Below are 24,538 nucleotides of genomic sequence, written 5' to 3' on the forward strand. Positions count from 1 at the left end.
CCGATTCGTGACTCCGGCGAGCGACGAGGAGGTCGCGTGGACGTCGGTCGACCGGGGTTGACCTGGGGCCTGAAACGCAGCTTCGTGGCGTACGTGTCCCGGCTCAGGGACGGTGGCTGCGGCGCCAAGGACGGCGGGTCCGTCGTCGACGGCAGCTTCTTCCATTTCGAACCCGCCGTCGGCGAGGGCGCGGCCGGGGCCTCGGGCACCGGTTCCGCTGCGCACGCAGCGGGGGACGTGCTCCGTTTCCAGGGCGACGTGCGGCTCGTCGGTCATGCCGGGTTGCTGTTCGTGATGCTGAAGGACCCGTGGGTCGAGTTCACTCCCGACGGTGCCGTGCTCACGGTCGTCGACGTCGAGCACTGGCCGGACACCTCCGTGCGCATGCCGCTCGCCACGCTCGAGCCCGCGGACCCGGTCGCCGATCAGGGGCTTCGCGTGTGGTCCGGGGTTCCCGCACGGCTCACCGAGCAGGGTGTCGAGCTGTTCGACGAGCAGTACGCGGCCGGCCTGCCGCTCGACCCCGTCACCTTCGCCGTACCTGTGGAATGAACCGCCCGTGACCTGCGCCGACACCCCCATCCGCCGAGCGTCCTCTCGCCGAACGAATCACAAGCTGCACCCGTTGCGCTGCGGGTCGTGGTTGAATTTCGGGTGGAATCACGGAGAAAGGGTGGACGTGGCGAAGCTGGGTGAACTGGAGCGCGCGGTGATGGAAGTGCTCTGGGCGCGGGCCGAACCCGCCACCGTACGTTCGGTCCACGACGAGCTGGTCGACCGCGGTCTGGCGTACACGACCGTCATGACCGTGCTGACCCGGCTCGCGGCGAAGGGCGTCGTGCGCAGGAAGCGGTCGGGGCGGGCGTGGCTGTACGCGCCGGAGGCGAGCCGGGAGGAGTACGTCGCGGAACTGATGCTCGAAGCGCTGGAGATGACCGGCGACCGTGATTCCGCGCTGGTGCGGTTCGCCCAGTCGGTCACCACCGACGAGGCCGATGCGCTGCGGAAGGCACTGGAGCGGGGCGAATCACCGTGACACTCGCCGTGCATCACCTCGTAGCGGGCACGGCGGCCGTGCTCGTGTCGCTCTGGCTGCTGCGCGGACGTTGGACCCATTCGCATCCACGTGCCGCGCTGGTGCTGTGGCAGCTCAGCTCGCTGGCGCTGATCGTGTCGGCGGTCGGCGCGCTGCTGTCGTTCGGTCTCGAACCGTTCGGGCGCGGGCTCTTGCCCGCACTCGTCGATCTGCCGTGGCGGTTCCGGGAGCTGGACGTCTGGCATCTCGGCGCGGTCGGCCTCGGTCTGGCCGTCGGCGGCTGGCTCGTGGTGAATCAGCTGCTCTGTCTGGTCAGTACGGCCCGCGCGCGGGCACGGCACCGGCTGCTGTTGCAGCTCGTCGCGACGCAGGACGGCGAGGCCCAGGGCAGGGATGCGCTCGTGGTCGACCATCCCGCCGCCGTGGCGTACTGCCTGCCCGGCCGTACCCCGCACATCGTCGTGAGCGCGGGTGCGCAGCGGCTGCTCACCGATGACGAACTCGACGCCGTCCTCGCTCACGAGCGCGCGCACGCGCGCGAACGGCACCACCTCGTCGTCGCGCCGTTCCAGGCGTTGCGGCGGTTGCTGCCGGCCAGCACGCTGCTGACCAGGGTGTGTTCGACGATCGAGCTGCTCGTCGAGATGTGTGCCGACGATCGCGCTGCACGGTCGCGGGGCCGGGAGGCGTTGGCGAGTGCGCTGGAGCGGTTCCGCGCCAACGGCAGCGGTGGCGGAACGCCTGCGGGTGCGCTCGCGGCGGCCGATGCGCTGGTGCTGGCCCGGATCCGCAGGCTGCGCAACCCCGACGGCGGCAGGTTGCCGCTTGCGTGGCCGCTGGCGTGTGCGGTGGCCGTCGCGGCGCTGGCGACATCGGTGTCGCTGTTCGCGGTCCCGCTGTAAGCGAGGTCGAGTTCCCCCAAAGGCACCTTCGCACTCGCCTCGCGCTCGCCCCCTCGCACTCGGCCCCCGCGTGGTCGCCCACCTACTCGTGGCCGCCACCTACTCGTGCCTGCTCACACTCGTTCTCTCGTACCCGCAGCCGCGTTGCTACGAGATGTAGTAGATTCCGCGCATGGACATCGTCTACAACCTCCTCGTCGTGCTCCACCTGCTCGGCATGGCGTATCTCGTGAGCGGCATCGTCGTGCGGTGGGTCGGCCACGCCGAGCAGGCGGGCAAGATCATGCTGTGGGGCGCGAGTGCCCAGGTCGTCACGGGTCTGGCGCTCGCCGGAATCGTGTCGGCAGGCCTCGTCGGCGGCGAGGCCAACCACATGAAGATCGGCGTCAAGCTGGGCGTCGCCGTCGTGGTGCTCGTGCTGGCGCACATCCTGTGGCGCCGCCCCGACACCGGCAAGAACGTCTTCTACGGCCTCACCGCCGCGACGCTGGTCAACATCGTGATCGCCGCGATGTGGGTGTGAACGACCAGCCGCGTCGCCAGGGTTCCGGTATGTCCCGTGATCACCGCAGGCGCGCCGCGCTCGTGCCGTACGGCGTGTAGTTGCTGCGCGCCGGGCCGTTCCCGGGTGGTGGGCGCATCGCGGTGGGGCGGTGCGGTCGTCGCGGCCACGGCGGCGTTCGTGCTGTTCGGCCAGGCGGGCTGACCGTGCGCACCGTACGGTCGCGCCCTGCGTCAGGCGGGCCGGGTCCTGCGCAGCCAGAGCAGGCCGACGACGGGCAGCACCAGTGGGATGAACAGGTAGCCCATGCCGAAGTTTGACCACACCGTGGCGTCGGGGAATGCGGCGCGGTCGAACACGCTCAGCGCGCCGATGACCAGCACCCCCGTCATCTCGACCGAGCAGGCGGTGAGCGCGACGCGCCACCAGGTCGTTCCGGTGCGGGCGAGCGCGAACGTCGCGAGCAGGTAGACCACCGCCGCGAACGCGGACAGTGCGTACGGCACCGGTGCCTCGCCGAATCGGGTGGCGATCTGCACGGCGGCGCGGGACGTCGCCGCCACGGCGAAGATTGCGTAGACGACGATCAGGACGCGCCCCGGGCCGCTGGCGGTCGCGGGTCGTTCGGTGCTCGGGCGCCGGTGACTCGAACCCCCACGGCTCGAACCCCCACGGCTCGAGTGCTGCGGGTTCGAGTACTGCGGGTTCGAGTACTGCGGGCTCGCGGGTTCGTCAGGCACTGGCCCCGCCCCATACCTCGACCATGCGCAGCAACAGCACCGGGACGGTCAGACACAGGACACCGAGGATCGCGGTGCTCGACCGCGTGCGTTCGGCGAGTGCCCACACGGTTCCCAGCGGCAGCACGAGCAACGAGCCGAACAGATAGGCCAGGAACGTGAGCATGCTGCCCGGCTCGCCACCACCGATCAGCATGACCACCGAGATCACGACCTGCACGGCGAGCAGTGCCTCGAGCACGCCAACGCCTACGAGCAGCGGTTTCTCCGGTTCGCGGTGCAGCACGACGAGGACGAACGCCCATACCGCGATTCCCGCCGCGCAGGCGGATACCGCGATCGCATAGCCAGTGATCACCGGACCTCCACGATTACTACCGCTCGTAGTCTACGACCCGGATGCCGCCGACCGGTCCGCGGCCGGTGTTCGTCTCCGGTCCGGTGACGGCCGGCCGAGTCGGCCGCGCGGGTACGGGTACCGCGACGCCGGACCGGCGGGTTCGGCGTCGCGGGATGCCGGTGCGAGGCCATGGTCAGTGGCCGGTTCCTGCGGTAGCGTCGGTGGCAGACGGCCGGGCAGTTGCCAACACGACCCCGATAGATCGGAGCCCCAGTCCGCCGCTTCCCGCGGCCGTGCCGAACCCGCACGGGGCGCTCCCTGCACATCCGACCGCGGATGCCGCGACCGCCGGACCCGGCATCTCACCGGGTGCCCGAGCGAGGTCGCAGGCCCCTGCGGGCCGTAACCAACACGAGGTGTCCATGTCCCCCGTCTCCACTGACGCGGAAACTCACGAATCAGCCGGGTCGCGGCGGCCGAAGCCGGTCACGTCCGGTCGGACCTCCCTGCCGGAACACGTCACCGTGAAGGTGTTCGTCCTGCTGCCGCTGGTGGCGATCGCCGCAGCGGTGCCGTTCGCGTGGGGGTGGGGCCTGAGCTGGATCGACATCGCGATCGGTGCCGCGTTCTTCGTCGTCAGCGGTCTCGGAGTGACGGCGGGATACCACCGGCTGTTCACACACGGTTCGTACAAGGCGGCCCGGCCGCTGCGCATCGCAATGGCGATCGCGGGCAGCATGTCGGCGCAGGGCCAGGTGACGACGTGGGTGGCGGACCACCGCAGGCACCACGCGTTCTCCGACCGCGCGGGTGACCCGCATTCACCGTGGCGGTACGGCACGTCACCCGCCGCGCTGGCGAAGGGCTTCTGGCACGCGCACATGGGCTGGCTGTTCGACCGCGAGGTCACGAACGTCGAGCGGTTCGCCCCCGACCTCGCGGGTGACCGGGACATCCGCACCGTCGACCGCCTCTTCCCGGTCTGGGTGCTCGCGAGCTTCCTGCTGCCGGCCCTGCTCGGCGGGCTCATCACGTGGTCGGTGTGGGGCGGCGTGACGGCCTTCTTCTGGGCCGGTCTCGTCCGGATCGGGCTGCTGCACCACGTGACGTGGTCGGTGAACTCGATCTGCCACATGATCGGCGAACGTCCGTTCAGCAGCAGGGACAAGGCGGCGAACTTCTGGCCGCTCGCGGTCTTCTCGTTCGGTGAGGCATGGCACAACCTGCACCATGCTGACCCGACCTGTGCCCGCCACGGCGTGCTGCGTGGTCAGCTCGACATCTCGGCCAGGCTGATCTGGATCTTCGAGAAGCTCGGCTGGGCGACGAAGGTCCGCTGGCCGACCCCGACCCGTCTCACCAGGTTGGCTCGCTAGCGGCCCACCCGTTCGCTGGTCACCGGGCGTCGCCGCCTCGGTCGGGCGGCTCCTCGTTTCGGGTGGCAGGGGCTCGGCGCACCCGTTGCTCGTGATACGACATCTTCACGATCTTCGTCTGTTGCACCGGTCCGTGGCCTGCAGGAGGGGCGGCTCGGCTACGGTCGTGCGCGGCAGGCGAACTGGGTGGAGGGACAATGACGAGCACCGTGACGCGTCACGGTCCGGACGGGCAGGAGCAGGTGCCCGGACCGGAACCCGCGGGTGAGCCGCGCGGGGGACGCTCCGGGTTCGCATGGCTGGTGCGGCTGCCGAGTGCGGCGGTGCACGGCCTGCGTCGTTCGGCGGCGACGTCGCCGGGCAGATTGACGCTGATCAGTGTCGGGCTTGCCCTGCTCGCGCTGCTGGTCGGCACGGTCGCCAGCGCCGAACTCAGTGAGCGCAAGGCCACGATCGACGGTCTCGTCGACCATCGCGAGCCGTTGACAGCGGCCGCGCAGGAGGTCTACCGCTCGCTGTCGGACGCCGACGCCACCGCGGCGGGCACACTGCTCAACGCCGACTCCGAAGGCGTCGCGTTGCGGGATCGCTACGACCTCGACGTCGCCCGCGCCGGGGCTGCACTCGCGAAGGCGGCCGGCGATTCGGCCGGCAACCCCGAGGCCGTGGAGCAGGTCGACGTGCTGTCGCGGCAGTTGCCGGTCTACACCGGGCTGGTCGAGACGGCGCGGACGAACAGCCGCCAGGGCAACCCCGTCGGCGCGGCCTATCTCGCCGAGGCCTCGGAGCTCATGCGGTCGGAGATCCTGCCTGCCGCGAAGACGCTGTACGAGATCGACGTCGAGCGCCTCGCGGAGGAGCAGGACGACGCGATGTCCGTGCCGTGGCTGACCGGCCTGCTGGCGCTGGCGTTGCTGGCGGCGCTGATCGCCACGCAGGTGTGTCTCAAGCGCAAGACGAACCGGGTGTTCAACGTCGGCCTGGTCGTGGCGACGATCGCGGTCGGGCTGGCGGTGCTGTGGTCGGCGGTGGCCGTGACGGTCCAGAGCGTGCTCGTCGGCAGCGGTCAGTCCTCGGGCTCGGAACAGACCGACGTCATGGTGCAGGCCCGGATCGCGGCGCTGCAGGCTCGTACCGACGAGACGCTGACGCTGCTGGCCCGCGGCAACGGCACCGCGTACGAGGAGGAGTACCAGGCTTCCATCCGGCAGCTGTCCGGCGCGAACGGCGAGGGCGGGTTGCTCGGTGAGGCGAGGGAAGGCACCGAGGGCCTGCCGGCCGCCGACCACGTCGATGCGGCCGTTCGCAGCGCAGGGGCGTGGCGCGACGTCCACGGGCAGGTGCGCAACCTCGACAACGGCGGCCGCTACGGGGACGCGGTCGAACTGGCCATCCAGACCGAGGGCGACGAGGGCGCGACGGCTGCGTTCACGCGCCTCGACGGCGACCTGGCCAGGGGGATCGCCGACAGCAGGCAGTTGTTCCTCGGCGACACGACGAATGCTTCGCGTGCGTTGACGCTGCTCTCACCGGGGTTCGCGGTGTTGTCGCTGGTGGCGATGCTGGGCTCGATCCTCGGTATCCGTGAACGTCTTCGGGAGTACCGCTGATGAAACGCTGGACATGGCTCGCCGGGGTGCTGGTGGCGACGTTGGTGGCCGGATGCGGGTCGGCGGGAACGCCCGTGGATCCCGCCCCGGTCGGATCGGTGCAGCGGCCGATGCCCGGCGGCACCGATGTGTCCGGGAAGATCGAGCAGGGCGGTTCGGAGGCACCGGACTGCAACCCGCGCGAGAGCTTGCGGCCGAACGATTCGATCCCCGCCGGTTCCACAATGGACGACATCAGGAAACGCGGCTACCTCATCGCGGGAGTGGATCAGAGTACGAATCTGTGGGGCTTCCGCAATCCGCAGACCGGTGAGCTCGAAGGGTTCGACATCGATGTCGTGAAGGAGATCGCCCACGACATCTTCGGCGATTACGACCCGAACACGATCCGCTTCAAGGCGATCAACTCCTCCGAGCGCGAGAGCGTGCTCGTCAACGGCGATGTGGACGTGGTCGTGCGCACCTATTCGGTGACCTGCCAGCGGCTGCAGAAGGTCGCGTTCTCGTCGGTGTACTTCGAGGCGGCGCAGCGGGTGCTGGTGACCGAGAAGTCCGGGATCGAGGACATTTCGCAGTTGGGCGGCAAAAAGGTGTGCGCCGCGGGCAGTTCGACGTCGGTGGGCAGGCTCGCCGAGGCCGACCCGAAGCCGGAGCCCGTGGTGACCAACAACTGGACGGACTGTCTCGTGCTGTTGCAGCAGGGCCAGGTCTCGGGTGTGTCGACCGACGACACGATCCTCGCGGGCATGACCGAGGAGGACCCGTCGACGCGCGTGGTCGGGCCGCCGCTGTCCGAGGAGCTGTACGGCGTCGGCGTCCCGAAGGGGAACAAGGACATGGTCCGGTTCGTGAACGCGACGCTCGAGGACTTCCGGCAGGACATGTGGCGCGACCGGTTCCGGCACTGGGGGCTGCAACGGGTGCTCGGCAACCTGAAACCGCCGAAGCCGCAGTACCGGTGACCGCGAACCGAGGAGGCAACCTGTGACCGACGAGCCACGTCACCCTCGCCACGCGGCGCCGAACGAGGACGACGAGCAGCACACGCAGTACGTTGCCCCGGCGTGGCCGAACGGCGGAACGCCCCGGCATGCCGCTCCGGACAACGCCGGCCAGCAACCACCCGGCCAGCAACCGCCGGGTCAGCAACCGCCGGGTCAGCAGGCACCGCAGCAGCCGTCGCAGGTACCGCCGGGCCGGCAGTCACCGCAGTCACCGCAGGCACCGCAGTCACCGCAGGCACCGCAGGAAGCGCAGGCAGCGGAGCCGCCGGGCGGGCCGCCCGAGCCGATGTCGACGAGTGTGCTCGACCACGCTCCGGGCACCGAGCTCGTCATGCCACCCCTGCCGCCGTCCGAATCGGACAGTCCGAGCGACGGTATGGGCCCGCCCAGTGGGTACACGAGTGGCCCCGGCAGCGCTCCGGGCAGCGCGCCCGGAAGCGGCCCGGGCAGTGGCCCCGGGAGCGGCCCCGGGAGTGGCCCGGGTAGCGGCCCCGGGAGCGGTGCGGGAAGTGGTACCGGCAGTGGCCCGTGGACGGGGTCCGGTGCGGGTACTGCCGGCGGTGCGTTCTCGCGGACGTCGCGGCGGACGTCGAGACGTACGGCGGCCCGCGGCGGTCTCGGCGCGGGCATGGTCGAAGTGCCGCCGGTGCCCTATCGCGACCCGGCCGAGGCGGTGCTGTCCGACCCGGTCGTGTCGGAGTCGAAGCGTTTCTGCAGCAGCTGCAACGCGAAGGTCGGCCGTGGCTCGGACGGTGACGCGGGAGATCCGCAGGGCACGTGCACCAAGTGCGGCACACCGTTCTCGTTCGTGCCGAAGCTGCAGCCGGGAGATCTCGTCGGCGGGCAGTACGAGGTGCTGGGCGCGCTCGCCTACGGCGGGCTCGGCTGGATCTATCTCGCGCGTGACCTCAACGTCGACGGCCGCTGGGTCGTCCTCAAAGGACTGATCAATACCGGCGATGCGACGGCGATGGCCGCCGCCGTGAACGAGAAGCGGTTCCTCGCCGAGGTCGAGCATCCGCACATCGTCAAGATCTACAACTTCGTGCAGCACCCCGATCCGGAAACGGGCGGGGCCGTCGACTACATCGTGATGGAGTACATCGGCGGGCAGTCGTTGCGTCAGCTCGCGCTCGACCACCATCGGGAGAGCGGGCGCGCCGAACCGCTGCCGATCGGGCAGGTCATCGCGTACGGGTTGGAAATCCTGCCCGCGCTGGGATATCTGCACAACCAGGGCCTGTTGTACTGCGATCTCAAGCCGGACAACGTGATCCAGACCGGAGATCAGCTCAAGCTGATCGATCTGGGTGCCGTGCGGCGGATGGACGACTACAACAGTCCGCTGTTCTTCACGAGCGGCTACAGCGCACCGGAGTTGGCGAGCGATGGTGCGTCCGTCGCGTCGGACCTGTTCACGGTCGGCCGTACGCTCGCCGTACTGAGCTTCGAATTCACCGGCTACACCACGAAGTTCAAGACGACACTGCCGAGCCAGGACGACGTTCCGCTGTTCAAGTTGTTCGGTTCGTACTATCGGTTCCTGCGACGCGCGACCAATGCGGATCCGGCGCGCCGGTTCACCTCCGCCGAGGAGATGGCCGACCAGCTTACGGGCGTGCTGCGCGAGATCATGGCACTGGGAACGGGGAAACAGCGTCCGGGGCAGTCCACTGTGTTCGGTCCGGAGACGAACACGTTCGGCGTCGACATGGTGGTGCCCGAGCGTGGGCAGGACGTGCCGCTGCCCGATCCGGTCGAAGTGGTGTCGGGACTTCCCGTGCCGCAGGTCGACACTGACGACGCAGGCGCGGGTGTCCTCGCCGCGACGCTGGGTGCGGATCCGCGGGCGGCGATCGAGGCGCTGGCCGGCGCGCCGCGGGAGTCGATCGAGGTGCGGCTGCGGGTGGTGCGCGCACGGATCGAGCTGGGCGAGTTGGCCGAGGCCAACCGGCAGTTGCAGGCGGCGCAGTACCTGGCGATCAAGGCCGGGTTCCCGCACGACTGGCGGATCGACTGGTATCGCGGGCTGATCGAGCTCGCGGGCGGGCGTGCGCGGGTGGCGCACGTCGCGTTCGACACGGTCTACGACGAGCTGCCGGGTGAAACGGCGCCGAAGCTGGCGATGGCGTTCAGCGCGGAGGCGACCGGCGAGTACTTCGGCGCGTCGCGGCTGTACGAGCTGGTGTGGCGCACCGACCGGTCGTACGTGAGCGCCGCGTTCGGGTTGGCGCGGGTGTACCTGGCGCAGGGGGCGCGGGCGAGCGCGATCGAGGTGCTCGAATCGGTGCCGGCGACGTCGACGCACCACGTGTCCGCGCAGCTGGCGGCGATCAAGGTGAAGATCACGCCGCTCGAGGGCAGGCCGGTGACGGAGGCCGACCTCGTGGACGCGAGCGTGCGATTCGAGCGGCTGCACCTGGACGCCGAGCGGCGGACGCGGCTCGCGATCGAGGTGTTGTCGGCAGCGCTGGCGTGGGTCGGCTCCAACGAGGCGTCCGACAGTGCCCGGGTGGTGGGGTGCGCGCTGCGCGACCGCGACGTGCGATTCGGCCTCGAGCAGCACTACCGATCGCTGGCCCGGTTGGTGTCGACGACCGCCGAGCGCATCGAGCTCGTCGACCAGGCGAACACCCTGCGGCCCCGCACCCTGACGTGACAAGGTATGACGGCCGCGGGGCGTGATCAGGCCGCGGGTTGTTGAGCGCCCCGAAAGTGCCCTTCGGGGCGCATCGTCACCGCAGCCACGACCACGCCACCGCCGCGGACATCAGGGGTTGACGTCCCAGCCCCTGTCCTCGGTGGCCACGGCCTCGGCTGCGTTGGTCTCGCGGAACTTGTCGAGCGCGTCGGGGTCGCTGTGCGTGGTGAAGTGTTCGACCCCGACGGTGACGAACAGTGCCCTGGCGCGCAGCGCGACCGGACCGTCGGCGGCGTCGAGGCGACCTTCGGCGCTGACGTACGTCTTCCGGCCGGAACCGCCGTCGAGCTTGGCCGCGATGTGCAGCGTCGAGCCGACGGGTACGGGCGCGACGAAGTCGGTCTCCAGTCGGGCGGTCACGGCCGGCCTGCGCAGCAGATTGCCGACCGCCGACCCGAGGGCCTCGTCGAACGCGCACGCCAGCAGCCCGCCGTGGGCCAGGCCGGGAGCGCCCTGGTGATCCTTCTGCACGGTGAACGTCGACACGACGGACATGTCGTCGGCGACCGTGGACTGCAGGTGCAGGCCCGATTCGACCTCGTGGCCGCACCCGAAGCACTCGGCGTAGTGCTCGGCGAGCTGCGTGCCGGGGGCGGGTGCGTCGGCGTGCGGGCCGACCGGCTCGGCGTCGGCGGGCGGCCAGCTGTCGGTGCGTGAACTCATCGGGTCAAGCTATCCGGCCGCTCGGCCGTGGCCTCGCCTGCGGCCCCGATCTGTGGTGAATGCCGCGGCTGGTTGCCGGCTGGCACGACTGTTCCGGTCGGAGCGGCCGGTCGGGTCGACTCGGCCTCACTCTTGGGGAGCGCAATCATCGTGACGAGGGCAGCACGGCACGTCGTGGCAGCGGTTTGCGCTCTGGGCCTCACCGCTTGCGGTGGCACGTGCAGCTGCGGGTGCGCACCGCCGACGTCGACAGCGGTCGTGAGCACTACTGCGAGGTCGCAGCCGAGACCGTTCAGGCCGCGCTGTCGAAGCTCGGGTGGTGAGGCGGGCACCGGACCGGGTTACGACGCCGGACGTCAGTCCTGGAGCGCGGACATGGACGTCCACTCGGACCAGGAGTACGACCAGTCGTGGTAGTTGCCGTCCCGCGGGCCGAGGGGCACGCTGCTGCCGCGCACCTCGAACGGGTCGCCGGTCTGCGCCAGGTTGTAGTACTCGAGGGCGTCCGCCGGGGCCAGGTTGACGCACCCGTGGCTGACGTTCGTGTGGCCCTGACTGCCCACCGACCACGGGGCCGCGTGGGTGAACTCGCCGTTGTTGGAGATCCGCACGGCCCATTCGACCCGGAAGTCCTCGTAGTCGTATTGGGGATTGGTCATGTAGTACTCGGAGTGCTTGGTCATCACGACGTGGGTGCCGTTGCGGGTGACGCGCCCGGGGTCGGAGTCGAGTCCGAAGCTCGCCGGGTAGTCGGCGGTCTGGTTGCCGTCGACGAACACCTTCATCCGGTGCGTCTGCGTGTTGGCGCGCACGAGCTGCCTGCGGCCGATCGTGAACGTCGAGGACAGGTCGCTCTCGGCGTAGGCGCCGTCGCCCAGCGCGAGGCCGTACAGGTCGCCGTGGACCGACACCTCCGTGCCGGGCTCCCAGTACTCCTTGGGGCGCCAGTGCACGGCCGTGTCGAGTTCGAGCCACGCCCACGAACCCTCGGTGGCGTTGGACGGCTCGACCGACAGCGCTCGTTCGACCGCCGCCTTGTTCTCGACGGGTTCGTCGAACGTGATCGAGATCGGCATGGCGACGCCGTAGGTTCCGCCGTCGCCGACGTTCAGGCTGGCGCCGTGGATCGCGGCCGGCTTCACGGTGTGGAACGAGCCGGTGACCGGGGTTTCCTTGCCGTCGGCGTTCGTCGCGGTGCCCTTCCAGCGGTAGACCTTGTCGTAGCCGAGCCGTTCGGTGGTCGTCCACGATCGCTCGTTCGCGGCGAGTTCGCCGTCGACCGGCTCGCCCATGCCGTTGGCGAGCGTGACCTCGCTGAGTCTGCCGTGCTCGACGGTCACCGACACCTCGTCGCGCGGTTCGACGTCCGTGGCACCGTCACCGGGCCGGAGGCTGACCTCGGCCGCGGGTGCGGGCTCGGGCTCAGCGCCCTGTGCGCCTGCGCTGCCCTGCCGGGGTGCGGTCCCGGTGCAGGCCGTCAGCCAGAGCAACGCCGTCAGCGCCAGTGCAACGACCTGCGCGGATCTGCGACCGGGCCCGGTCGGTTGTCTCCCCGTCACGCCGATTCGCCCCCTTCGAAGTCCCCGGCGGATGCGGCCGCGACCGCGTCTTCGCCACGAATTCGAGAATAGTGATGGTAATCACATCTCGCTGGTTGGTTCGAACGTTCCGATCGCCGCCGGCCGTGACCATGCGGCTACCCAGGTGACATGGCCGCTATGGAGGAGGCCGAAACCTGTTCGGGGGTCGATCGGCCCGGTCGGACCAATCCGGATGCGGGGCTGTCCAAAAGACGGAGGAGGGGTAGGCTGCGAAGTGGCCGTTGTTTTGCGTGTTCGTGGCTTCACACTCGCGGAACTTCTAACGCGGGGCGTGAGGCGGACATGCGCTCTTTCGTAGAACCTCGTTGGAACCGTCCGGATCGGCCGGGACCTCACTGCGGTGGGGTCCAGCTCAACAGCAACGAGGAGTAAACGGTGGCGCAAGGCACTGTGAAGTGGTTCAACGCCGAAAAGGGCTTCGGCTTCATTGCCCAGGACGGCGGAGAGGGCGACGTGTTCGTCCACTACTCGGAGATCGAGGGCCGCGGCTTCCGCACCCTCGAGGAGAACCAGCGAGTGGAGTTCGAGGTCGGCCAGGGTCAGAAGGGCCCTCAGGCTCAGAAGGTCCGCGCTCTCTGAGGGCGTGCGTCACCTACTGACTTTCACTGACTGACAAGTGAGCCCCCGGCGACATCGTCGCCGGGGGCTCACTTGCGTTTCGGGGCCGGTCAGCGGCCTGGTGCGTCCCAGCCGGAGCGGTCGAAGAAGTGCTCGTCGGTGCGGGCCTCCGGTTCGATGCGGCCGGGCCCCGACGCGTGGCGCGGTCCCCCGGGTGCGGCGGCGAGCGGCGGAACCGCGCGACCGTGCGGATCGGTGTCCTCGCCGGGCCGCGGAACGTCCTCGCCGGGCCGCGGAACGTCCTCGCCCGGGGCTGCAGCCGGAGGTTCGGCGTACGGAGCCGCCCGGACCCCGGCGTCCTGGTGCTCGTCCTGGAACATGCTGCCCCGGTACTCGGACTCCCGGTGCTCGGACTCCCGGTACCCGGCTTCCGGTTGCGCCGCCTCGGCGCCGGCCGGGTCCGCGGACGGTACGGACTCCGCTTCCCAAGCGAGACGCTCGAGTACCCATTCCAGCGCGAGCGCCTGCGGCGAGGTGCCACGGGCCTCGGCGAGCTCACTGAGTTCCTCGCCTGCGGCGTGGGTCATGCGCAGCTGGTAGACCTGCGCTTCGCCGAACTTCCTGCCGGAGCCGGTGCTCTCGACGTCGTTGTCCGGGGCGAGGGCCTTCAGGTAGCTGGAGAGCTCCTGGTCCTCGCCGCCGTGGTCGTCGGTGTCGTCGCGGCCTGCCGGTGCGGCGGCGCGCGGCGTGGCGTTGTCCGCGTCGTCCCGGCGTCTGGAGCCGGATTTGCCGCGGCCGGACAGCCGTCCGAATGAAGGTTTAGGCACGGCGGCCACGATAACGGTTGTGTTTCACCGACGTGCACGCGACATGGCTTCCGACACGTCGCGTGACGGACTGCCATCGTCAGCTTGTCGTCGTCGAGTATGTCGATAGGCCGTTCGTGTGGGCACAACCGAGCCGCGTTGTGGATTCTTGCACGGATCGTGATTTCCGATGCCGTGCGGATTGCGGACTGCGCCGACCGGAGAATGCTGCCGCCGACCGGAGAATGCTGCCGAGGTGCAGTGCGGGGCCGGGACGCCGGTGGCGAACGAGCGACTGAAACGGCCGTGACCACCGCTGCGATCCGGATGCGCGGAAGGTGCTGCAGAAATGGAGGGTGCTGCAGAAATGGAGAAGCCCCCGCGCCAGGGGGAGGAACGCGGGGGCCGGAGGGGATCTCCACAGGCGCTGACCGGGGGTGCGTCAGCACGTCGATTGTTACACGATCCGGCCGCGAGTGGCGAGACTTGTGGATGAAAATAAGGCCACGAGTCGGTACTGGCGGATCGCCATCGGTTTGTACTCCGCCGTGTCTACCGCGAATAGGTTGACATTCTTCCGGAGACGGCACGCTGTGTCCGCGAGATCTTTCGTCGGCAGGCACGACGTACGGAAATTGCGCGACACGGACCGTTCCGGGTCGTCGCACGCTCCTGGCGGGGCCCGGTGCGACCGACGAGCCGAGTTCGCTGCGTGGCCGGGAGTTCACTCTGCGGGGGGCTGGGGTTGTGATCGCCGCGTGGCTAGCCTCGGCGCCGAGGCCGGTACTCGACCACCCCTCGATCCGGCGGAAGCCCGTGACGCGGGGGACCGTCTGCGATCCGGCGCAGCCCCTTGGAGGAGCAATGAGCGGATCTGTGGAAGTGCGGCAGTTTCTCCTTCGGCAAGAGGGAGGAGGGCAGGTTTCCGATGTCGGCGGGCTTCCGGGGCAGCGTTCGGGACAGGCGGAGGCGCCGCGGGTGTCCGACGATCAGGTGCGCAGGGCGCGAATCGCAGTGGCCTCCGGTGCGCTCGACGTCGAGGACTGCGCGGAGCTGCTCGGCATGCTCGGCCTGACACCCGATGACGACGGCAACGTGCCGGCCCAGCGTTAGCGGTATCGCTCGCAGGTCCGTAGGCCGCTGGTCGCAGGCTCCCGCCGCCTCGTCGTCCGATTCGACCCGGTGACGGGTCGAATCGGCCGTGGCGGCTGTGGCACGTGGTGAGCGTGTGCGTCCAGGTGCACACCCCCTGGTCGTGCACCTGGACAGCACTTCGTCACGCTAATTGCCGGCAACGGTGCAGGGCAACGCGGTTGCGCCGGGTTCGCCCGTGCTGTCACCGGGTTGGCAGCTCCCGGTGGGGCGTCGTTAACCCGGCGGCGGTGGTGGACGCCTCGACGTCACGGATCCGGGCGCTGTGTGGCCGGGCCGGGTGTCGTCCGGGCGCTGCGTCATCCGGCGTGATCCAGGTCATCCGGAGTGATCCAGGTCGTCCCGCTGATCGAGTGGGCCTCGGGTGTCGGCGGGTTCGGCGGGCGCCGGCGGCGAACTCCACCGGTGCGGAAGTTTTCGCAGGTCAGGGCAAAACTGGCCCCCGGTGTTTCGGCAGTCGGGCAGGTGTCGTAAAGTAGTCATCGCTCCCGGGGAGACGACCTGGAGAGCGTGGTCGGGTCGGTTATCCGAAACCGGGCCGGGCTCCCATCGTCCAGCGGCCTAGGACTCCGCCCTTTCAAGGCGGCGACGCGGGTTCGAATCCCGTTGGGAGTACGCAGTACACTGCACGTGAGACGTGCAGCTGACAACAGAATGCCGGCTCGGGTGACGGTCATCGGAACCCGACAGTCGGAACACAGCAAGGCCCTGTGGCGCAGTTGGTCAGCGCGCCGCCCTGTCACGGCGGAGGTCGCGGGTTCAAGTCCCGTCAGGGTCGCATCGAAGGAGCGGGTTCGTCATGAGACGGACCCGCTCCTTTCGCATCGACGGGAGTTCTCGACGCCGGGTGGTCTCGGCGCTGAGCGGTTTCGGCGCTGGGCGGTTTCGGCGCTGGGCGGTTTCGACAGTGGTGGTCGTGCCGCTCCGCAACTGTCGCTGCCCTGCGCGACCGGACCCGCCGCACGCGCTGTTGTACACATGCGCTACTGTGTACAACAGCGAACGGCCAGGTAGCTCAGTTGGTACGAGCGTCCGCCTGAAAAGCGGAAGGTCGCCGGTTCGACCCCGGCCCTGGCCACGTAGCTGACGAGCGAAAACGGTCCTTGCGAGACTCTCGCAGGGACCGTTTTCGTATCAGGGCCACTGTCGTATCAGGGCCGTTTTCGTGTCGGGTGCTCAGTTCGGGTCCCAGTCGCCCTTCCATGAGCAACCGCCCGGCGACGACTCCGTCGCGTTCGGCGACTCATCGTCCCTTGTCCGGCGGCTCGTGGTCACCCGGCGATGGCCATGTCGCGGGACGAGACATGTGTAACGTACTAGATTCGCTGCTCATCGCCTATCTTCACCGGGGAGACCGAGGAGAGAGGGAGCCCGCCTGGTGAGTACCGGCATCGACCATCCGCGCAGCTACTACGAGCGCATCGACGAGCGGCGGTACAAGCCGACTTTGCACACGAGCGGCGCGTGGAACCCGGACGAACAGCATTTCAGCCCTCTCGGGGGACTCATCACCCACGCCATCGAACGCGACCGCGACGAACGCGGCAGCGCGCTCGCGGTCTCCCGCATCAGCTTCGACATCCTCGGCACACTCGCCCTCGACGAATGCGACATCCGGGTCGAGGTGATCCGTCCGGGGCGGACGATCGAGCTGGTCGAGGCCGTGGCCGACCTCGGCGGCCGTACCGCGGTACGCGCGCGGGCATGGCTGCTGACCCCGGGCGACACCGCGTCCGTCGCGGGTGGTGAGGACGCGCCGCTCACCCCACCGGACGATCTCGAACCGTGGGGGATGTCGGAGCTGTGGTCCGGTGGGTACATCGCCTCCCTAGACGCCCGCCCGGTCTCGTCGCCGGAACCGGGCCGCGGCACGGTTTGGCTCGCGCACACCCTGGATCTCGTCGCCGGTGAATCCGCGGGACCGTTCGCCTCGTTCGTCACGCACGTCGACGCGGCCAATGGCATCGCCGTGCGCAGGCCACCGACGGAGTGGATGTTCCCGAACGTCGACCTGACCGTCCACCTGCACCGGACCCCGGAGCCGGGCTGGACCGGCCTCGACACCACCGTCACGTTCGGCCCCGAGGGGCGCGGCATCACGAGCACCGCCCTGCACGACCTCCGCGGTCACGTCGGCCACGCCCAGCAGATCCTCACCGTCCGCCCCCTGTAACGGCCGTTTCGAACGGCGGGTGCAACCCGCGGGCACGCTCACCTCGTCCTGGCAGCGAGTCCGCGCGACACGGCGCGGGTCGACATCGCGAGGGGGCTGCGATGACAACTGCCGGGAACACCCGCGCGGGCAACGTGCCGAGAACGGTGGGCCTGACGACGGCCGCCGTGCTGAGCGGAGCTCTGGCGGCACCGGGCGTATCGATGGCCGACGGGGACCGCGACGTGCCGGACTCGGCGTCCGTGCAGGCCGATATCGACGGCGACGGTGGCCCTGAGCTGATCACCGTGCGCGACCGCGGCGACGACCGTGTCGTGTCCGCACGCTTCGCCGACCATTCCTATGTGGAATCGGCGTTCCCCGCGGACGTGCCCGGACGGCTGCAGCTCGATCCGCGCGTGGCCGACCTGGGCAGGGACGGTGCCGACGACGTCGTCGTCACCATCGCGACCGGAGCCAACACGCGGACCCTCGCCGCGTTCACGTACCTCCCCGAACAGGGGCTCGTGCGTGTGACCGGCACCGACGGGGTGCCGTTCGCCTTCCACGACGGTGGTGGTGCGACGTCGGCGGCGTCGTATACCTGCCACGAACCGGTCACCGGCGGCGCGACCTTCACGACCGTGCGCGCCGAACGGACCGAAACCGGACTCGACGGCGTGCGCACCCGCTACGCGGTCCGGCGCGACACGGTCCTCCTGCACGGACGGACCGAGTTCCACGGTGCCGCCGAGAACGCGCCCGTGGTGCAGGCCGACCCGGCCGGCTGCGCTCCTGCCTGAGGCGGGCGGCGAACACCGGGCCGGCCTGCGCGGACGACGGCGCCGCGGACGACGGCGCCGCGGACGACGGCCGCAGGCGGGGCCGGTCAGCCGACGGCGGTGACGGTGCCGCGGGCGTCGGACAGCTCGACCGCGCGTGCCGTTCCGGCCGCCGCGGTCGGTCGACGTGCGCGATGTCCCGTGGCAGCGCGTCGGGCATGGTGAACGGTGACGCTCGCGTGGACCTGGCGGCGCGCGTGGATCCGACGAGCACCTGGAGGCGGGAATGAGCAATCTCGAGGCCACACCCGAGGAGCTGACCTGTACGTCGGCACCGAACGACCGCGGGCGCGTGCTCGAACCGCGCAGCGTGCCTCTCGGCGGTCCGCGGGCGATGGCGGTGCGCCGCACGTTGCCGCAGCGGGCGCAGTCGTTCATCGGTGCGTGGTGTTTCGTCGACCACTACGGCCCCGACGACGTGTCGGCGACCGGCGGTATGCGCGTCGCAGGTCATCCGCACACCGGGCTGCAGACGGTGTCGTGGCTGTTCCGCGGCGAGATCGAGCACCGCGACACGACCGGCGTTCACGCGTATGTGCGCCCCGGCGAGCTCAACCTCATGACGGCGGGCGCCGGGATCGCGCACTCCGAGTTCTCCACCGCCGACACCGACGTGCTGCACGGCGTGCAGCTGTGGCTCGCGTTGCCCGAAGCCGAGCGGTTCACCCGGCCGGGGTTCCAGCACTACGCGCCGCCCGCGGTCGACGTCGACGGCGCGCAGCTGCTCGTTTTCCTCGGCTCACTCGCAGGGCAGGTCTCGCCGGTACGGACGTTCACGCCGCTGCTCGGAGCCGAGCTCACCCTGCCTGCCGGGCGGGAGCTGCAGCTGGACGTCGATCCGACGTTCGAACACGGCGTGCTGGTCGACCGGGGATCGGTCGACACAGCCGGGGTGACCGCCGAGGCGGGCATGCTCGTCCACCAGCCCGCGGGGCCCGGCACCCTGACGTTGCGCGCCGAGTCCGACACGCGCGTGCTGCTGCTCGGCGGCGAACCACTCGACGAGCAGATCGTCATGTGGTGGAACTTCGTCGGCCGTTCACACGACGAGATCGCCGAGTACCGGCGCGAATGGGAGCACGAGCGCACGTCGCGCACGCCGGGCCGGTTCGGCCGCATGCCGGAGGAATGGGAACAGACCATCCCCGCCCCCGAACTGCCGAACGTCCGCCTGCGCCCGCGCAGCTAGCTCCCCGCCCTCGACGCCGTGTTGCAGGTTCCGGGGATCGTGTTGCGCTTTCCGGGGCCCGTGTTGCAAGTTCGGGTCCGCCCCGCGTGTTCTGCACTCAGCCCCGCGTGTCCTGCATTCGGCACCGCGTGTTCTGCACCTGGGCGTTGCCCGGAGCCTGCGGACGCGGGCGCCGGTCCACGCCATCGTGCGGGTACGGGTACGGGTACGGGTACGGGTGCGGGTCGTTCGTGCGACCGGGCCTCGCCCACCAGCCGATTCGGACGTAGGTTCAGCCGTCCACGAACCGGGCCAGCACGGACGCCTCGTACCGGACGGCTTCGGCTGCGTCGTGTTGCCCGAGCCGGTCGTAATCGGCCGCGTTCGCCCTGCGTTCGTCGACAGCCGAGCGCACGATGCCGGTCACGTCCTCGCCCGTCAGCTCCCGGCGTGCGACGTCGGCCGTGCCGACCCCGGCCACGGCTCCCGCGACGTTGTCCGAACCCGCATCGGGAGCGGTTTCGGCCTGCACGGCTTCGGCGTTGTCGATGGCGCCGAGAGCCGAACGCAACGCTGACGTCGCTCCCTTGTCCTTCGTCTTCATGGCATCTTTCAACGCCGTCCGCATGGCGGCGCGCAGCTCGGTCACCTGTTCCGTCACCGGCGTAACGTAGCAACGCCGCGCCGGTACACGCTTCCCGTTTTCGCCGCAACACGGCCCCCGGAATCCGCAACACGGCCTCCGGATCCGGTCGTTCTTGCGGTCGACGAGATCGAACCAGCCGTCGGAGTCCGTGCAGTCGACGTCGTCGCGAGTTCCCTCGCCGCCGTCGGCCACCGCGGGCTGATCGTGCGGCCGCCCGTGCGCGTGTGTCAAGGTTGGACAGTGGAGGCCGATGCCACCACTCGGCCACGATTTTCCGTCGTGCGAGGGAGAATCGGCCGACATCGGGAGCGGCCGGTCACCGCTCGCGCAGCGCTCCCCAAGCGAGGTGATCTCGATGCTGACCGTTCGTACCTATCGCAGTGGTGATCGGCCCGCCTTGCGGGAGTTGTTCGCCTATGCCGGCAACGGATCGCCCACGGAATCGCTGTGGGGCGATCCCGAATCGGAGGCCGCCGTCTACCTCGACCCGTATCTCGACGCCGTGCCGGGGTCGGTGTGGTTGGCCGAACGCGACGATCGGCTGGTCGGATACCTCGTCGGCTGCCCGTCCCCCGAGCTGCTGGCCGGTGAGGACGCGAGGCTGGCGGCCGCGATCCGGCAGCACCGGCTGCTGAAGAATCCCGCTGCGCGGCGGTTCCTCGTCCGCAGCGTGCGTGACCTGGCCGTGGCCAAGCTACGCAGGCGCGGGACGGCAGGCGAGCTCCACGACGAGCGGTGGCCCGCTCACCTGCACCTCAACGTCGCCGAGACCGCGCGCGGCAGCGGAGCGGCGGAAGGGATGGTGCGGAACTTCCTGTCCCAGTTGAAACAACAGGGCGTCGCGGGCTGTCACCTGCAGACGGTGCAGGAAAACGAACGCGCCGTGCGGTTCTTCACGCGCATGGGGTTCACGCCGCACGGCGAGGTCGTGCCGGTGCCGGGCGTTCGTCACCACGGCAGGCCGGTGCACCAGCTCACCATGGTGCGCTCCACGGAGTGAACGCCGGGCCGAGCGCGCAGGCCCCGCGGCGGTTCGGCAATCCCGCGGTGGCTCGGCAGTCCCGCGGCGGACCGGCGGGACCGCGTGCCGGCTCCGCCGGGTCAGAGTGAGACCTGCAGCAGGCGCGGTGACACGGCGAATCCCCGGCGTTCGTAGGCCGGGACCGCGCGCCGGCTCGAATGCACCGTGACCCATTCGAGCCCCAGCTCCCCGGCCCGGGTCAGTACCGCCTCGACGAGCCGATCGCCGTAACCGGCCGACCGATGTTCCGGTGTCACGTAGACACACTGCAGATCGCCCACCACCCGGTCGGTCGCGTGCGGTGACGGCACCCGCGCCTGCAGCGCCAGCCACGCCATGCCGATGATCTCGTCACCTCGCAGGACGACCAGCGGATGATGCTCCTCGGAGTGGGTTCGCGCCCACGAGACGAAGGTGTCGACGAACTCGCCGCGCGTCGTGGCGGGTTCGTCCCCGCGGTCGATCACCCAGCGCCAGCGCATGCCGGCCAGCAACGGCAGTTCGTCGTCTCGTGCGGCGCGGATCGTCATCTCGTCCATGCTGCGCATTCTCGCCGCACCGGAATTGTCGGACGTCGCGAGTAGCGTCACGGGCGACCATCGACGGGAGCGGAGGAGGGGGCCGTCATGGGAAGGGGCTGTCATGGGAAGGGGCTGTCATGCCGGACGGTGACGTGGGCGGCGGCGGTGACGTGGGCTGTGACGTGGGCTGTGACGTGGAGGGTGACGCTGACGTGTCCGGCGACGAGAGCGGTGACGTGAGCGGGCGCCGGAGCCTGGACGGCAAGGTCGCGCTCGTGGCCGGGGCGACGCGTGGTGCGGGCCGTGGGATCGCCGCGGCCCTGGGTGAGGCGGGCGCGACGGTGATCTGCACGGGCCGCAGCTCGCGCGCAGGCAACGCGGCGTCGGACTACGACCGTTCCGAGACGATCGAGGAGACCGCCGAGCTGGTCACGTCGCTGGGCGGCACGGGTGTACCCGTCCGGGTGGATCACCTCGAACACGACGAGGTGCGCGCGCTCGCCGACCGGGTCCGTGGCGAATTCGGCCACCTCGACGTGCTGGTCAACGACATCTGGGGCGGCGAGCAGCTCAAGGGCGGCCCCGCCGAGTGGAACACCCCGATCTGGCAGCACGACCTCGACGTCGGCCTGCGCATCGTGCGGCTCGCCGTCGAGACGCACCTGGTGACGTCGCATTTCCTGCTGCCGCTGCTCGTCGAACAACCCGGCGGGCTGCTCGTGGAGGTCACCGACGGCACCACGGAGATCAACGCGTCGTCCTACCGGATCTCGGTGTTCTACGACCTCGCGAAGGCGTCCGTGAACCGGCTGGCCTTCTCCCAGGGACACGAACTCGCACCGCACGGGGCGAGCGCCGTCGCAGTCACGCCGGGCTGGCTGCGCTCGGAGATGATGCTGGAGCACTTCGGCGTCACCGAGGACACCTGGCGCGACGCGCTCGACCCCGGACGCGCCGACGGTCCGGTGGCCCCGGAGGACTTCGCGACGTCGGAGACGCCGCGATTCGTCGGGCGCGGCATCGCCGCACTCGCCGCGGATCCCGAGCGCGCGGGGTGGAACCAGCGTTCCGTCACGGCGGGCGACCTGGCACGCGCCTACGGCGTCACCGACGTCGACGGAACGTGCCCCGACTCCTGGGCGCGGTGGTGACGGGCGCGGTGGTGACGGGCGCGGTCACGGCGGCAGAAACCGGTTCGCCAGGCCGGGCGCCAGCCAGGGCTTGCGGCCGTAGGCCAGCACCTTCCCGGTGAGTGTTGCGCGCGTCGGGTTGCCGCGGCCGTAGACCAGCAGCAGCCACGTGGCCGGGTCGGCCGAGATGCGTACGTGTGGACGGCCACTCTCCCCGATGGTCAGGGCACCGTCACGGAAGGCGTAGATCTGCATGGGACCGCCGCGCAGCCGCACGTGGTAGGTCGCCGTGTGGCCAGCAGCCGCGTCGTGATCGACCCAGCCCGGCATGATCTGGTGCATTCCGGTCAGCACCATCGGCACGTACTCGGGGTCGATCGGCCACCGCCTGCCGAGAGCGGTCGCGATGTCGTGGCCGTGCACGAGGAACTCGCCGAGCAGCGTGCCGAGCGAACGGTCGACGCGGATCTCCTGGTCGCCGTCGAACATCATCCGTGCGTCCGGGCCGAGCTCGTCGATCGTGGCGAGGAAGCCGTCGAGGTCGGCGCGCAGCAGGCCGGCGAGGTTGCCGAGGTCGCCGGTGGGCAGCGAGGCGACCTGCTCGGCGTTGAACGCGGGCAGCTCGGCCGCTTGCGACGGCCACGAGCCCTGGCCACGGGCGAGATCGCGGTAGCGCCGTGGTTCCATCGCGACGTGGCCGAAGACATCGGCGATCGTCCACGGCGGGGTCGCGGGCACCGGGGTCGCCGGGTCGAGGGCCGACAGTGCGAGGTCGATGAACTGTTGCGCAGCGGTGCGGGCCGCCTCGGCCGTGGGCTCCACAGTCGGTTCGAGCATGGCTGCGGGTACTCCCGATTCCGGTGGACACGACGTCGTGAACTGCATCGGACAGTATCGGACACGCAGCTGCCCGGGCCAGGATCGCCGATCACACCGAACAGGGACGAGGAGCCAATTTTTATGTCCGATGTAGACGAACAGGGCAGGACCGAACCGCCGCTCGGGGGTGGTGAGGAGGACCAGCTGCTCGGCTTTCTCGACTACCAGCGGCAGACGCTCGAGTGGAAGTGTTCGCGGCTGCAGGCAGACGCGCTGCGGGCGACGACCGCGGCCTCCGCCATGACACTGGGCGGACTGCTCAAGCACATGGCGTTCGTCGAGAATCACTGGTTCGCACGCAGTCTCCACGGGTTGCCGGCCGAACCGCCGTGGGATGCGGTGGACTGGAGCCGGGACCCGGACTGGGACTGGCGCACCGCCGCGGACGAGACACCGGAGCAGCTGTTCGCACTGTGGAAGAACACCGTGGACACCTCACGCAGGCTGACCGCGGAGGCGCTCGCCGACGGCGGGTTCGACCGGCTCGCCGACTCGTCCTGGCCGGACGGTAGCGCGCCGAACCTGCGGTGGATCACGCTGCACATGATCGAGGAGTACGCCAGGCACAACGGCCACGCCGACCTGCTGCGCGAGTCCATCGACGGCGAGACCGGCGAATGACGCGCACGGGCGCACTGCACCACCTGGAACTGTGGGTCGGCGACCTCGCCGCGGCCGAACGCGAGTGGGGTTGGCTGCTCGGCGAGCTCGGGTACGTGTGTTCCGACCGCTGGCGGGACGGCCAGAGCTGGCGGCACGAGGCGAGCGGGTACGTCGTGCTGGAAGCGGGGTCCGATCGGTCGGGGGAGCACGACCGGCTGCGAGCGGGTATGAACCATGTCGCGTTCTGGGCAGGTGGGCGCGCCGACGTGGACCGCCTCGCCGCCGAGGCGTCCGCCCGCGGCTGGCGGCTGCTGTTCGCAGACCGGCACCCGCACGCGGGTGGGCCCGATCACTACGCCGCGTTCCTCGAGAACGGAGAGGGCTTCGAAGTCGAGCTCGTCGCCGAGCGGTGAGCCGCAACCCGGGCCCGTCACGCACAGCGCTTCGCCGACCGCCGCCTGCGAAGGGCCGCCCCGGAACCCGCAACACGGGCCCCGGAACCCGCAACACGGTCGGCATCTCACCCGGATGGGTGAGTTTCGCGTGGGTGCGTCATCGGAGGGCGCGGGGCCGCTCTTCCCTGGT

25 protein-coding genes and 3 tRNA genes are annotated in these 24,538 nt (G+C 70.1%); 20 read left to right on the plus strand and 8 right to left on the minus strand.

Annotated features, from left to right (window positions below; all coding sequences use genetic code 11):
• The first annotated feature begins 36 nt into the window (after positions 1 to 36).
• The 4 genes from LY41_RS14450 (at position 37) to LY41_RS14465 (ending at position 2,461) form a co-directional block, all read left to right on the plus strand.
• Positions 37 to 552 carry an HtaA domain-containing protein gene (locus LY41_RS14450; protein ID WP_253864509.1) on the plus strand — a complete coding sequence of 172 codons (516 nt, stop codon included), beginning with the start codon at positions 37 to 39 and terminating at the stop codon, positions 550 to 552.
• Positions 553 to 673: 121 nt separating this feature from the next.
• Positions 674 to 1,036, plus strand: a complete 363-nt coding sequence (locus tag LY41_RS14455; protein ID WP_308292248.1) for a BlaI/MecI/CopY family transcriptional regulator — start codon at positions 674 to 676, stop codon at positions 1,034 to 1,036.
• 8 nt (positions 1,037 to 1,044) lie between these two features.
• The gene (locus tag LY41_RS14460) at positions 1,045 to 1,938 is read left to right on the plus strand and encodes a M56 family metallopeptidase (RefSeq protein ID WP_253864510.1); all 894 of its coding nucleotides are present in this window, start codon (positions 1,045 to 1,047) and stop codon (positions 1,936 to 1,938) included.
• 172 nt (positions 1,939 to 2,110) lie between these two features.
• A complete protein-coding gene (locus LY41_RS14465) occupies positions 2,111 to 2,461 on the plus strand; it encodes a hypothetical protein (RefSeq protein ID WP_253864511.1) in 351 nt (116 codons plus the stop codon).
• Positions 2,462 to 2,673: 212 nt separating this feature from the next.
• On the opposite strand, the gene LY41_RS14470 is transcribed toward LY41_RS14465, so the two are convergent.
• Positions 2,674 to 3,030 carry a hypothetical protein gene (locus LY41_RS14470; protein ID WP_301297146.1) on the minus strand — a complete coding sequence of 119 codons (357 nt, stop codon included), beginning with the start codon at positions 3,028 to 3,030 and terminating at the stop codon, positions 2,674 to 2,676.
• 142 nt (positions 3,031 to 3,172) lie between these two features.
• On the minus strand, positions 3,173 to 3,538 hold the full coding sequence (locus tag LY41_RS14475) for a hypothetical protein (RefSeq protein ID WP_253864512.1): 366 nt from the start codon (positions 3,536 to 3,538) through the stop codon (positions 3,173 to 3,175).
• A gap of 404 nt (positions 3,539 to 3,942) precedes the next feature.
• On the opposite strand from LY41_RS14475, the gene LY41_RS14480 reads away from it, so the two are divergent.
• From LY41_RS14480 to LY41_RS14495, 4 genes are all read left to right on the plus strand, one after another.
• On the plus strand, positions 3,943 to 4,896 hold the full coding sequence (locus tag LY41_RS14480; RefSeq protein ID WP_253864608.1) for an acyl-CoA desaturase: 954 nt from the start codon (positions 3,943 to 3,945) through the stop codon (positions 4,894 to 4,896).
• 197 nt (positions 4,897 to 5,093) lie between these two features.
• Positions 5,094 to 6,506 (plus strand): GlnX family signal transduction membrane protein, encoded by a 1,413-nt coding sequence (locus LY41_RS14485; RefSeq protein WP_253864513.1) that lies wholly within the window; start codon positions 5,094 to 5,096, stop codon positions 6,504 to 6,506.
• The gene (locus tag LY41_RS14490) at positions 6,506 to 7,468 is read left to right on the plus strand and encodes a glutamate ABC transporter substrate-binding protein (RefSeq protein WP_253864514.1); all 963 of its coding nucleotides are present in this window, start codon (positions 6,506 to 6,508) and stop codon (positions 7,466 to 7,468) included. Before LY41_RS14485 ends, LY41_RS14490 begins: the two co-directional genes overlap by 1 nt.
• 22 nt (positions 7,469 to 7,490) lie before the next feature.
• The gene (locus tag LY41_RS14495; protein WP_253864515.1) at positions 7,491 to 10,169 is read left to right on the plus strand and encodes a serine/threonine-protein kinase; all 2,679 of its coding nucleotides are present in this window, start codon (positions 7,491 to 7,493) and stop codon (positions 10,167 to 10,169) included.
• A gap of 111 nt (positions 10,170 to 10,280) precedes the next feature.
• On the opposite strand, the gene LY41_RS14500 is transcribed toward LY41_RS14495, so the two are convergent.
• Positions 10,281 to 10,874, minus strand: a complete 594-nt coding sequence (locus LY41_RS14500) for a PaaI family thioesterase (RefSeq protein WP_253864516.1) — start codon at positions 10,872 to 10,874, stop codon at positions 10,281 to 10,283.
• A 356-nt stretch (positions 10,875 to 11,230) separates the two neighbouring features.
• Positions 11,231 to 12,433, minus strand: a complete 1,203-nt coding sequence (locus LY41_RS14505) for a L,D-transpeptidase (RefSeq protein ID WP_253864517.1) — start codon at positions 12,431 to 12,433, stop codon at positions 11,231 to 11,233.
• 417 nt (positions 12,434 to 12,850) lie between these two features.
• Here LY41_RS14505 and LY41_RS14510 point away from each other — a divergent pair, with 417 nt between their 5' ends.
• Complete coding sequence (locus LY41_RS14510; protein ID WP_009156738.1) at positions 12,851 to 13,054, plus strand: cold-shock protein; 204 nt, start codon at positions 12,851 to 12,853, stop codon at positions 13,052 to 13,054.
• Positions 13,055 to 13,143: 89 nt separating this feature from the next.
• On the opposite strand, the gene LY41_RS24100 is transcribed toward LY41_RS14510, so the two are convergent.
• Positions 13,144 to 13,860 carry a hypothetical protein gene (locus LY41_RS24100; RefSeq protein WP_372493258.1) on the minus strand — a complete coding sequence of 239 codons (717 nt, stop codon included), beginning with the start codon at positions 13,858 to 13,860 and terminating at the stop codon, positions 13,144 to 13,146.
• A gap of 843 nt (positions 13,861 to 14,703) precedes the next feature.
• On the opposite strand from LY41_RS24100, the gene LY41_RS14520 reads away from it, so the two are divergent.
• From LY41_RS14520 to LY41_RS14550, 7 genes are all read left to right on the plus strand, one after another.
• Entirely contained in the window at positions 14,704 to 14,952 is a 249-nt protein-coding gene (locus LY41_RS14520) for a hypothetical protein (protein ID WP_253864518.1), read from the plus strand.
• A gap of 581 nt (positions 14,953 to 15,533) precedes the next feature.
• Positions 15,534 to 15,606: transfer RNA gene (locus tag LY41_RS14525), tRNA-Glu, on the plus strand.
• A gap of 89 nt (positions 15,607 to 15,695) precedes the next feature.
• Positions 15,696 to 15,769: transfer RNA gene (locus LY41_RS14530), tRNA-Asp, on the plus strand.
• 226 nt (positions 15,770 to 15,995) lie between these two features.
• Positions 15,996 to 16,069: transfer RNA gene (locus LY41_RS14535), tRNA-Phe, on the plus strand.
• A gap of 300 nt (positions 16,070 to 16,369) precedes the next feature.
• Positions 16,370 to 17,164: a thioesterase family protein gene (locus LY41_RS14540; RefSeq protein ID WP_253864519.1), complete on the plus strand. Its 795-nt coding sequence runs from the start codon at positions 16,370 to 16,372 to the stop codon at positions 17,162 to 17,164.
• Positions 17,165 to 17,265: 101 nt separating this feature from the next.
• Positions 17,266 to 17,946 carry a hypothetical protein gene (locus tag LY41_RS14545; protein ID WP_253864520.1) on the plus strand — a complete coding sequence of 227 codons (681 nt, stop codon included), beginning with the start codon at positions 17,266 to 17,268 and terminating at the stop codon, positions 17,944 to 17,946.
• Between the two features lie 265 nt (positions 17,947 to 18,211).
• The gene (locus LY41_RS14550) at positions 18,212 to 19,174 is read left to right on the plus strand and encodes a pirin family protein (protein ID WP_253864521.1); all 963 of its coding nucleotides are present in this window, start codon (positions 18,212 to 18,214) and stop codon (positions 19,172 to 19,174) included.
• A gap of 271 nt (positions 19,175 to 19,445) precedes the next feature.
• Here LY41_RS14550 and LY41_RS14555 read toward each other — a convergent pair whose 3' ends face one another.
• Entirely contained in the window at positions 19,446 to 19,814 is a 369-nt protein-coding gene (locus LY41_RS14555) for a GatB/YqeY domain-containing protein (protein ID WP_253864522.1), read from the minus strand.
• Between the two features lie 340 nt (positions 19,815 to 20,154).
• Here LY41_RS14555 and LY41_RS14560 point away from each other — a divergent pair, with 340 nt between their 5' ends.
• Entirely contained in the window at positions 20,155 to 20,799 is a 645-nt protein-coding gene (locus LY41_RS14560) for a GNAT family N-acetyltransferase (RefSeq protein WP_253864523.1), read from the plus strand.
• Positions 20,800 to 20,900: 101 nt separating this feature from the next.
• On the opposite strand, the gene LY41_RS14565 is transcribed toward LY41_RS14560, so the two are convergent.
• Positions 20,901 to 21,359 carry a GNAT family N-acetyltransferase gene (locus LY41_RS14565; RefSeq protein WP_253864524.1) on the minus strand — a complete coding sequence of 153 codons (459 nt, stop codon included), beginning with the start codon at positions 21,357 to 21,359 and terminating at the stop codon, positions 20,901 to 20,903.
• A 119-nt stretch (positions 21,360 to 21,478) separates the two neighbouring features.
• Here LY41_RS14565 and LY41_RS14570 point away from each other — a divergent pair, with 119 nt between their 5' ends.
• Positions 21,479 to 22,492, plus strand: coding sequence for an SDR family oxidoreductase (locus LY41_RS14570; protein ID WP_253864525.1), 1,014 nt, complete (start codon positions 21,479 to 21,481; stop codon positions 22,490 to 22,492).
• Positions 22,493 to 22,516: 24 nt separating this feature from the next.
• Here LY41_RS14570 and LY41_RS14575 read toward each other — a convergent pair whose 3' ends face one another.
• The gene (locus tag LY41_RS14575; RefSeq protein WP_253864526.1) at positions 22,517 to 23,308 is read right to left on the minus strand and encodes a maleylpyruvate isomerase family mycothiol-dependent enzyme; all 792 of its coding nucleotides are present in this window, start codon (positions 23,306 to 23,308) and stop codon (positions 22,517 to 22,519) included.
• A gap of 123 nt (positions 23,309 to 23,431) precedes the next feature.
• Here LY41_RS14575 and LY41_RS14580 point away from each other — a divergent pair, with 123 nt between their 5' ends.
• Entirely contained in the window at positions 23,432 to 23,971 is a 540-nt protein-coding gene (locus LY41_RS14580; protein WP_253864527.1) for a DinB family protein, read from the plus strand.
• Positions 23,968 to 24,366: a VOC family protein gene (locus LY41_RS14585; protein ID WP_253864528.1), complete on the plus strand. Its 399-nt coding sequence runs from the start codon at positions 23,968 to 23,970 to the stop codon at positions 24,364 to 24,366. The genes LY41_RS14580 and LY41_RS14585 overlap by 4 nt, the downstream gene beginning before the upstream one ends.
• The last annotated feature ends 172 nt before the right edge of the window (positions 24,367 to 24,538 follow it).

It is taken from the genome of Prauserella halophila (assembly GCF_024171895.1).
Classification (GTDB): Bacteria; Actinomycetota; Actinomycetes; order Mycobacteriales; family Pseudonocardiaceae; genus Prauserella; species Prauserella halophila.

Excerpts from the sequence above, each read along its gene's own strand:
- LY41_RS14465 (WP_253864511.1), top strand. The coding sequence starts at position 2,111 with ATGGACATCGTCTACAACCTCCTCGTCGTGCTCCACCTGCTCGGCATG.
- LY41_RS14480 (WP_253864608.1), top strand. The coding sequence starts at position 3,943 with ATGTCCCCCGTCTCCACTGACGCGGAAACTCACGAATCAGCCGGGTCG.
- LY41_RS14485 (WP_253864513.1), top strand. The coding sequence starts at position 5,094 with ATGACGAGCACCGTGACGCGTCACGGTCCGGACGGGCAGGAGCAGGTG.
- LY41_RS14490 (WP_253864514.1), top strand. The coding sequence starts at position 6,506 with ATGAAACGCTGGACATGGCTCGCCGGGGTGCTGGTGGCGACGTTGGTG.
- LY41_RS14500 (WP_253864516.1), bottom strand. The coding sequence starts at position 10,874 with ATGAGTTCACGCACCGACAGCTGGCCGCCCGCCGACGCCGAGCCGGTC.
- LY41_RS14520 (WP_253864518.1), top strand. The coding sequence starts at position 14,704 with ATGAGCGGATCTGTGGAAGTGCGGCAGTTTCTCCTTCGGCAAGAGGGA.
- LY41_RS14545 (WP_253864520.1), top strand. The coding sequence starts at position 17,266 with ATGACAACTGCCGGGAACACCCGCGCGGGCAACGTGCCGAGAACGGTG.
- LY41_RS14550 (WP_253864521.1), top strand. The coding sequence starts at position 18,212 with ATGAGCAATCTCGAGGCCACACCCGAGGAGCTGACCTGTACGTCGGCA.
- LY41_RS14560 (WP_253864523.1), top strand. The coding sequence starts at position 20,155 with ATGCTGACCGTTCGTACCTATCGCAGTGGTGATCGGCCCGCCTTGCGG.
- LY41_RS14565 (WP_253864524.1), bottom strand. The coding sequence starts at position 21,359 with ATGGACGAGATGACGATCCGCGCCGCACGAGACGACGAACTGCCGTTG.
- LY41_RS14570 (WP_253864525.1), top strand. The coding sequence starts at position 21,479 with ATGCCGGACGGTGACGTGGGCGGCGGCGGTGACGTGGGCTGTGACGTG.
- LY41_RS14575 (WP_253864526.1), bottom strand. The coding sequence starts at position 23,308 with ATGCTCGAACCGACTGTGGAGCCCACGGCCGAGGCGGCCCGCACCGCT.
- LY41_RS14580 (WP_253864527.1), top strand. The coding sequence starts at position 23,432 with ATGTCCGATGTAGACGAACAGGGCAGGACCGAACCGCCGCTCGGGGGT.
- LY41_RS14585 (WP_253864528.1), top strand. The coding sequence starts at position 23,968 with ATGACGCGCACGGGCGCACTGCACCACCTGGAACTGTGGGTCGGCGAC.